The following is a 6,334-nucleotide window of genomic DNA, read 5'->3' as shown; positions in this document are numbered from 1 at the left end:
ACCACGCAGCCGCTTTGTCAAATGACCGAAATGACCAATAACGGCGCTGGCTACCCGCATCGGTCACAATCCTGTACACGTTAGCGATCTCTAACAATCGCCAGCCCGCGCCGGTTGGCGGCGAACGTCCGCGCCCACGAGACGGCCCGCTGCCCGAGCCCGTCGCCGGTCTCGTCGCCGGCCGCGACCACCACGTACGGCGCGTCCACGTCGAGCCCGAGCCGGGCGGCCCGGGTGCGGACCGCGTCCGGGTCGCGGACCGGGCGGCTGATCAGGTCGTCGAGCAGGTCGCCGCGGACCTGCGCCTCGGCCTCGGCGACGGTCCGGCGGAACAGCAGCAACAGCGCGGTCACCTGGGCGGCCCGCTCCAGGATCCGCTGGTCCACATCGGCGAGCGGGCGGGACGGCCGGAACACCAGGGCGCCCAGGTTGTCGGCGCCGGCCACCACCGCGGCGAGGATCAGGTCGCCCCGGCGTACGCTGCGCCCCTCTCCCCGGGAGGCCGCGACGGCCTCGCCCACCGTGGCCCCGGCGGGTTCGGGCATGGCGGTGTCGCAGCCGGGCGTGCGCGCGGTGGCCAGCGGGCGGCCCTGCGCGTCGATCACCAGCAGCGCCCCGTGCAGCACGTCGACCAGGTCGGCGGCGACGTCGTCGACCCCGCCGCCGCGCAGCACCACGGCGGTCATCCGGTCGTGCGCGGCGGCGGCGCGTTCCACCGACTCGCTGTGCGCCTGGATCACCGCGTTGGCGGCGGACAGTTCGGCGAGCGCGGTCTGCGTCTCGCTGAGCAGCCGCGCGGTGTCCAGCGCGACGGCCGCGTGCGCGGCCAGCGACAACAGCAGCGCGACCTCCTCACGGCCGAACGGCCGCTCGGCGCGGTTCGCCGCGAACAGCACGCCGATCACCGCCGACCCCAACCGCATGGGTACGCCGAGAATCGCCACCAGTCCCTCGTCGCCGACGCCCTGGTCGATGTCGGTGGTGTGCTCGAAGCGGGCATCGGTCGGGTAGTTCGCCGTCGCGTAAGGAGTCCCGGTGAGCGCGACCAGCCCGCCCAGCCCGGCGCCCGGCGGCAGCCGCAGCGTCTGGAAGCTGGCCGCGACCGAGCCGTCGGTGACCCGCATGTAGGTGTCGCCGCGCTCCGGATCGTTGAGCGTCATGTACGACACGTCCACGTTGAGCAGGGTCCGTACCCGGTGCACGATGGCCCGCAGGACCGCGTCCACGTCGCGCAGCCCGGCCAGGTCGCCGGCCGTGTCGTACAGCGCGGACAGCTCCTCCTCGCGGCGCCGGCGGCGTTCCAGCAGCGTGCGCACCCGCAGCGCGAGCAGTTTCGCCTGCTCCAGCTCGTCGAGCTCGGCGCCGGTGGCGCCCGCCGTGCGGGCGTTCACCAGGGGCCGCTCGAACTCGACGACCGCGGCCTCGCGGGCGAGCAGATCGAGATATTCGAGTCCGCGCGACGTGGATGTCATGGGCGACACGATAGGGCTCGGGGTGGGACCGCCATATGTGCCGAATGGACATGCCTGACCCCCGGCTTGTGTATGTCCGGCCCATCGCCTCTGCCGTCGGCATAGCAACGAGCATCCGGCCGTCCAGGCGACGTAGCGTCGCCGCATGGAGATCGTGCGGATTGCCCCGAACCTGGTGATGCTGGCGTTCCCGGTCGGGCACGCCTACCTGTGGCACGGCCCGGACGGGCTGACCCTGGTCGACACCGGCGTGCCCGGGTCCGGGCCGGAGATCCGGCGGGCGATCACCGAGACCGGCCACCGGCCGGCCGATCTGCGCCGCGTCCTGCTGACCCACTTCCACGGCGACCACACCGGATCCGCCGCCGAGGCGGCGAGCTGGGGTGACGTGGAGGTGGTCGCGCACGCGCTGGACGCGCCGATGATCCGCGGCGAGGCGGCCGGACCGGCGCCGGTGCTGTCCGACTGGGAGCAGCGGCTGTGGGAGCAGGTCCACACGCAGGTCCCGGACGAGCCGCCGGCGCCGGTCCGGGTGGACCGGGAGGTCGGCGACGGCGACGACATCGACCTCGGCGGCGGGGTGCACGCGGTCGCGGTCGCGGTGCCGGGGCACACGCCGGGCAGCGTCGCCTATTACCTGCCGGAGCCGCGGATCCTGTTCACCGGCGACACCATCGCCCGCGGCCCGGACGGCACGGTGATCCTGGGCGTGTTCAACGCCGACCCGGCCCGGGCTGCCGCGTCGTTGCGCCGCCAGGCCGAACTCGACACCGACATCGCCTGCTTCGGCCACGGCCTGCCGGCCGTCGGTGACGCCGCAGCCGCCCTCCGCCAGGCAGCCGGTTCCCCCAGCTGACCGCCAGCGCCGCATCACCCGGGCCGCAACAGCACTGGCCGGCAGCCGGGTGTTACGGCTGACCGCCAGTGCCGCATCACCCGGGCCACAACAGCACTGGCCGGCAGCCGGGTGTTACGGCTGACCGCCAGCGCCGCATCACCCGGGCCGGAGCAGCGCTGGCCGGCAGCCGGGTGTTACGGCTGACGGCCAGCGCTGGATCGGGTGGATCGGGCGAGCGCTGGGGGTCAGCCGCGGGGATCCGTTACGGAGCCGAGGAAGAGGATGGCGCCGGTCTGCCGGTCGGAGATGCTGAAGGCGAAGGGGCGGTCGACCCGGAACTCCCGGGAGCCGGTCAGCGACGACACGGCCATCGCCCCGCCGGAGACGGCCGCGGCCTCGGTGCCCTTCTCGTCGACCCGGATGTAGGTCTTGTGCACGACGGTCTGCACCGCCGGGGCGACCGGGGACATCGGCCGGAAGTCGGCGCGGCCGGGCACGAAGGCGTCGGAGAGGCCGAGCCGGCGCAGCGGTTCGGTCATCTCGCCCTTCCAGCGCAGCTCGAAGCGGGGCAGGGTGAGCAGGTCGACGGGCTGGCCGGTGAGGGCGCCGGTGGCGGCCCGCCACTCGGCGGCGTCGAGGGTGGAGAGCATGCCGGCCAGGGTTTTGCCGTTGTCGGGCAGCATGATCTCCATGCCGTAGCGGCCGTCCTCGCCGTAGGGCAGCCGCAGCATCCGGTAGCCGTCGCGCTGGGCGTGGCCGAAGCTCTCGCCGGTCAGCCGCATCGTCGGCACGTCGGCCGGGCTCGCGCCCGCCACCGCGAAGGGCTCGGGGCGGGTGGCGTCCGAGTCGAAGCGGGTCTTCCACTCCCCCAGGAAGTAGACGGCGTTGAGCAGCGCCAGGACCACCGCCGGATCGGGCAGGCCGAGGTCCGCGGCGATCCTGTCGATGAGCCCGTTGGTGTTCTCGCTCGCCCAGGCGTCGATCGCCTCGGCGGTCTCGGCCGAGCCGAGGTCGCGCTGCTCGGCCGTGGCGCCGAAGGTGCTCCGCAGGAACGTCAGGTAGCTCTCCTCGAGCGGGACGCCCGCGCCTGACCAGAGCGAGTTCGCCACCGACAGGGTCACCTCGTCGGTGTCGCTCAGCTGCCGCAGCAGGGCGCCGACCCGCACGTCGCGGCGATCGTCGAGGTGCAGCACCCGGGCCAGTTCCGCGGCGGTGTCCCCGTCCGCCCCGGCGAGCAGCATCGCCAGCAGCACGGTCATCGACAGCGGGGCGGTGACGGTGTTCTGCCGGTCGGCGGCCACCTCGCCGAACAGGTCGAAGGCGAAGGCGTTGACCGCCTGGGCCACCGCCGCCGTGTCGCCCGGCGCGAGGTCGGCGACAAGCTCGGCGTCGATGCGCCCGGCGTCGCCGGGCGGGGTGGGCGCGCCGCAGCCGGTCAGCAGCAACGCGCCGATCAGGACCGCACTGATGAGTTGTCTGCGCACCCGGATGAGACGCCGGCGGGGCCGCGGCGGTTCCGCTCAGCGCAGCGCCGCCAGCACCTTCTCCAGGGCGGTGGCCACGCTGCGCGACTCGCCGGCGCTCATCTGCGAGGTGAAGTGGCGCCGGATGCCGTCGAGGTAGACCGGGGCGGCCTCGCGCAGCCGGGCCTGGCCGGCGTCGGTGATCGTCGCGTAGGCGGAGCGCCGGTCGTCGGGATTGCTCTCCCGGGCGACCAGGCCGGCGGCTACGAGGGCGTCCACCACCCGGCTGACCCGGGTCCGGCTGACCACGGCGCGCTGCCCCAGCTCGCCCATGCTGAGCCGCCGGTCCGGGGCGTAGTTGAGCTCGAGCAGCACGTCGTACCAGGTCAGGGGCAGGCCGGTGGCGGATTGCAGCTCCCGGTCGAGCAGCGGCACGAGGGCGGCGTGCACGCGCAGGAGGGCCGCCCAGGCGGCCACGTCGGTGTCGCTCATCACCACAGGGTAGCCAGTTCTTGTGCGTGCGCACGCATCGGCGTAAGAATGTGCGTGCGCACGCATTCGAACTTCCTCGAAGGAGCCGACATGAGCAAGCTGCTGCACCTGTCCGCCTCACCCCGCGGCCCGCGGTCCGAGTCGCTCGCCATCGCCCGCACGTTCCTCGACACGGTGCGGGAGGTGAGCCCGGAGCTGCCCATCGAGGAGTACGACCTGTGGGACGGCACGCTGCCCGCGTTCGGGCCGCCCGCCGCGGCCGCCAAGATGGCCGTCTTCGCCGGCGAGCAACCGCAGGGTGAGGCCGCCGCGGCGTGGGACGCGGCGATCGCCACCTTCCACCGCGTCGACGCCGCCGACCGCTACCTGTTCAGCGTGCCCATGTGGAACGCCGGGGTCCCCTACATCCTCAAGCAGCTCATCGACGTGATCAGCCAGCCCGGCCTGGTCTTCGGCTTCGATCCGGAGCGCGGCTACCAGGGGCTGATGCGCGGCAAGCGCGCCGCGGTCATCTACACCAGCGCGGTGTACGGCCCGGACCGCGGCCCCGCCTTCGGGGCCGACTTCCAGGCGCCCTACCTCGAGGAATGGCTGCGCTGGGCCGGGGTGGACGACATCGAGACGGTGCACTTCCGGCCCAACCTGGCCACCGCGGACGCCGACAGCGGTCGCCGCCTGGCGCACGAACGGGCACGCGACGTGGCGAAGCGCTTCGTCGCATAGTCGAAGACGTGTCCACCACCGACCGCGCCCTGAGAGCAGGCCTGTGGGCGTTGCCCGCCTACGGCGTCCTGCTCGGGCTGAGCACCGTCACCCATCAACCGTCCATCGACGACTTCGACGCCTACGCCGAGTACATCACCACGGACGTCTTCCTGATCAGCCATCTCGGCGCCAGCATCCTCGGCACCGGGCTGGCGATCCTCGGCGCGGTCGCGGTCACCGGGTACCTGGTGCGCGGCCGCACCGCCGGCGCCGCGATCACCGGACTCGTCCTGACCACGATCGCCAACGTGTTCATGGCGGCGGCGTTCGGCAGCGCCACCTTCGTGCAACCCGGGATCGGCCGGGCACACCTGGCCGGGGTCCCCGGCATGCCCGCGCTCAACGACGACACCGCGTACGGCCCGGCGTTCTTCGCCACCGCGTTGTCCGCCTCGTTCGTGCTGATGGTGGCCGCGATCGTGCTCGGTGTGGCGATCGCCCGAGCCGACCACTCGCTGCGCTGGGCGGGGGTCGCGTACGCCGTACTGATCCCGCTCTTCGTGATCACCGGCTTCACCGTGCAGCCGGCGCAACCGGTCGCGGGTTTCCTGCTGGCCGCCGCGACAGCGGCGCTGGCCGTCCGCCTGCCGCGCACCCCACCGGCGGCGCCGCGGGGCGCCGGGACGCTGCTAGGCGGGCGGTCCGGCGATCAGCAACGCTGAGACGGCCAGCCAGCCGATGTGCCAGGCCTGATCCAGCTCGAACAGGGCGGTGCCCGGCCCGGTGCTCGTCGCACCGGCCGGGCGCACCACCGCGACCGTCTCGATGTATCCGGTGCGGCCCAGCAGCCGGCCCAGCCGGATCAGCGGCACCCGCAGGTCGGCGATGAAATGGGTGAGCGCGTTGAGCAGGATCCCGGCCACCACCCAGCCCGGCTTCAACGGCAGCCGCAGCCACCAGGCCGCGGCGAGCAGGAACACCGTGGTCGTCGCGGTCCACGAGGCGACGTGTTTCGCGCAGTGCCACATCGCCGCCGAGCGCACACAGCCGTGGTTGTCGAGCCCTTTGCCGTAGGCCTGGCCGCTGGTCTGCACCCAGTGATCGCCGATGTAGTGCCCGGCGAGCATCACCCCGAACGCGACCGCCGCCGTGATCGCCCGGATCAGGTCGTCATCGTGCACGGTGTGTGATCCTCTCGGGTACCGGGATGCGCTGCGGCCTCCACTCCAGCACCGAAAACCGGTTACCGGCGGGAAACGTGTCGGCGTACACCCGTCACGTCGGTCACATCAGGCGCCGGACGTCCCGTGCCGGGCGTCGCGCCGGCGGCCGGGTCCACGTGCGCTGAGCGCGGTGGACCCGGC

The 6,334-nt window shown here is 73.1% G+C and carries 6 protein-coding genes and 1 pseudogene; 3 read left to right on the top strand and 4 right to left on the bottom strand.

Annotated features, from left to right (window positions below; genetic code table 11):
• Nucleotides 1-86: 86 nt before the first annotated feature.
• Nucleotides 87-1,472: pseudogene (locus AB0F81_RS50005) on the bottom strand (GAF domain-containing protein); the annotation flags it as partial.
• A 145-nt stretch (nt 1,473-1,617) separates the two neighbouring features.
• On the opposite strand from AB0F81_RS50005, the gene AB0F81_RS50000 reads away from it, so the two are divergent.
• Nucleotides 1,618-2,328: an MBL fold metallo-hydrolase gene (locus tag AB0F81_RS50000; protein ID WP_360211315.1), complete on the top strand. Its 711-nt coding sequence runs from the start codon at nt 1,618-1,620 to the stop codon at nt 2,326-2,328.
• Between the two features lie 227 nt (nt 2,329-2,555).
• On the opposite strand, the gene AB0F81_RS49995 is transcribed toward AB0F81_RS50000, so the two are convergent.
• Both AB0F81_RS49995 and AB0F81_RS49990 read right to left on the bottom strand, forming a co-directional pair.
• Nucleotides 2,556-3,794, bottom strand: a complete 1,239-nt coding sequence (locus tag AB0F81_RS49995) for a serpin family protein (protein ID WP_360211313.1) — start codon at nt 3,792-3,794, stop codon at nt 2,556-2,558.
• A 36-nt stretch (nt 3,795-3,830) separates the two neighbouring features.
• Nucleotides 3,831-4,265, bottom strand: coding sequence for a MarR family transcriptional regulator (locus tag AB0F81_RS49990; protein ID WP_360211311.1), 435 nt, complete (start codon nt 4,263-4,265; stop codon nt 3,831-3,833).
• Between the two features lie 90 nt (nt 4,266-4,355).
• Between AB0F81_RS49990 and AB0F81_RS49985 the strand changes: the two genes are divergently transcribed.
• Together AB0F81_RS49985 and AB0F81_RS49980 are read left to right on the top strand one after the other, a co-directional pair.
• Complete coding sequence (locus AB0F81_RS49985; RefSeq protein ID WP_360211309.1) at nt 4,356-4,988, top strand: NAD(P)H-dependent oxidoreductase; 633 nt, start codon at nt 4,356-4,358, stop codon at nt 4,986-4,988.
• Between the two features lie 8 nt (nt 4,989-4,996).
• On the top strand, nt 4,997-5,692 hold the full coding sequence (locus AB0F81_RS49980; RefSeq protein WP_360211307.1) for a hypothetical protein: 696 nt from the start codon (nt 4,997-4,999) through the stop codon (nt 5,690-5,692).
• Here AB0F81_RS49980 and AB0F81_RS49975 read toward each other — a convergent pair.
• Nucleotides 5,660-6,151, bottom strand: a complete 492-nt coding sequence (locus AB0F81_RS49975; protein ID WP_360211305.1) for a transcriptional regulator — start codon at nt 6,149-6,151, stop codon at nt 5,660-5,662. The genes AB0F81_RS49980 and AB0F81_RS49975 overlap by 33 nt on opposite strands.
• Nucleotides 6,152-6,334: the final 183 nt, after the last annotated feature.

It is taken from the genome of Actinoplanes sp. NPDC024001 (genome assembly GCF_040638955.1).
In the GTDB taxonomy this organism is placed as follows: domain Bacteria; phylum Actinomycetota; class Actinomycetes; order Mycobacteriales; family Micromonosporaceae; genus Actinoplanes.
This window is presented reverse-complemented; position numbering and strand designations above follow the sequence as displayed.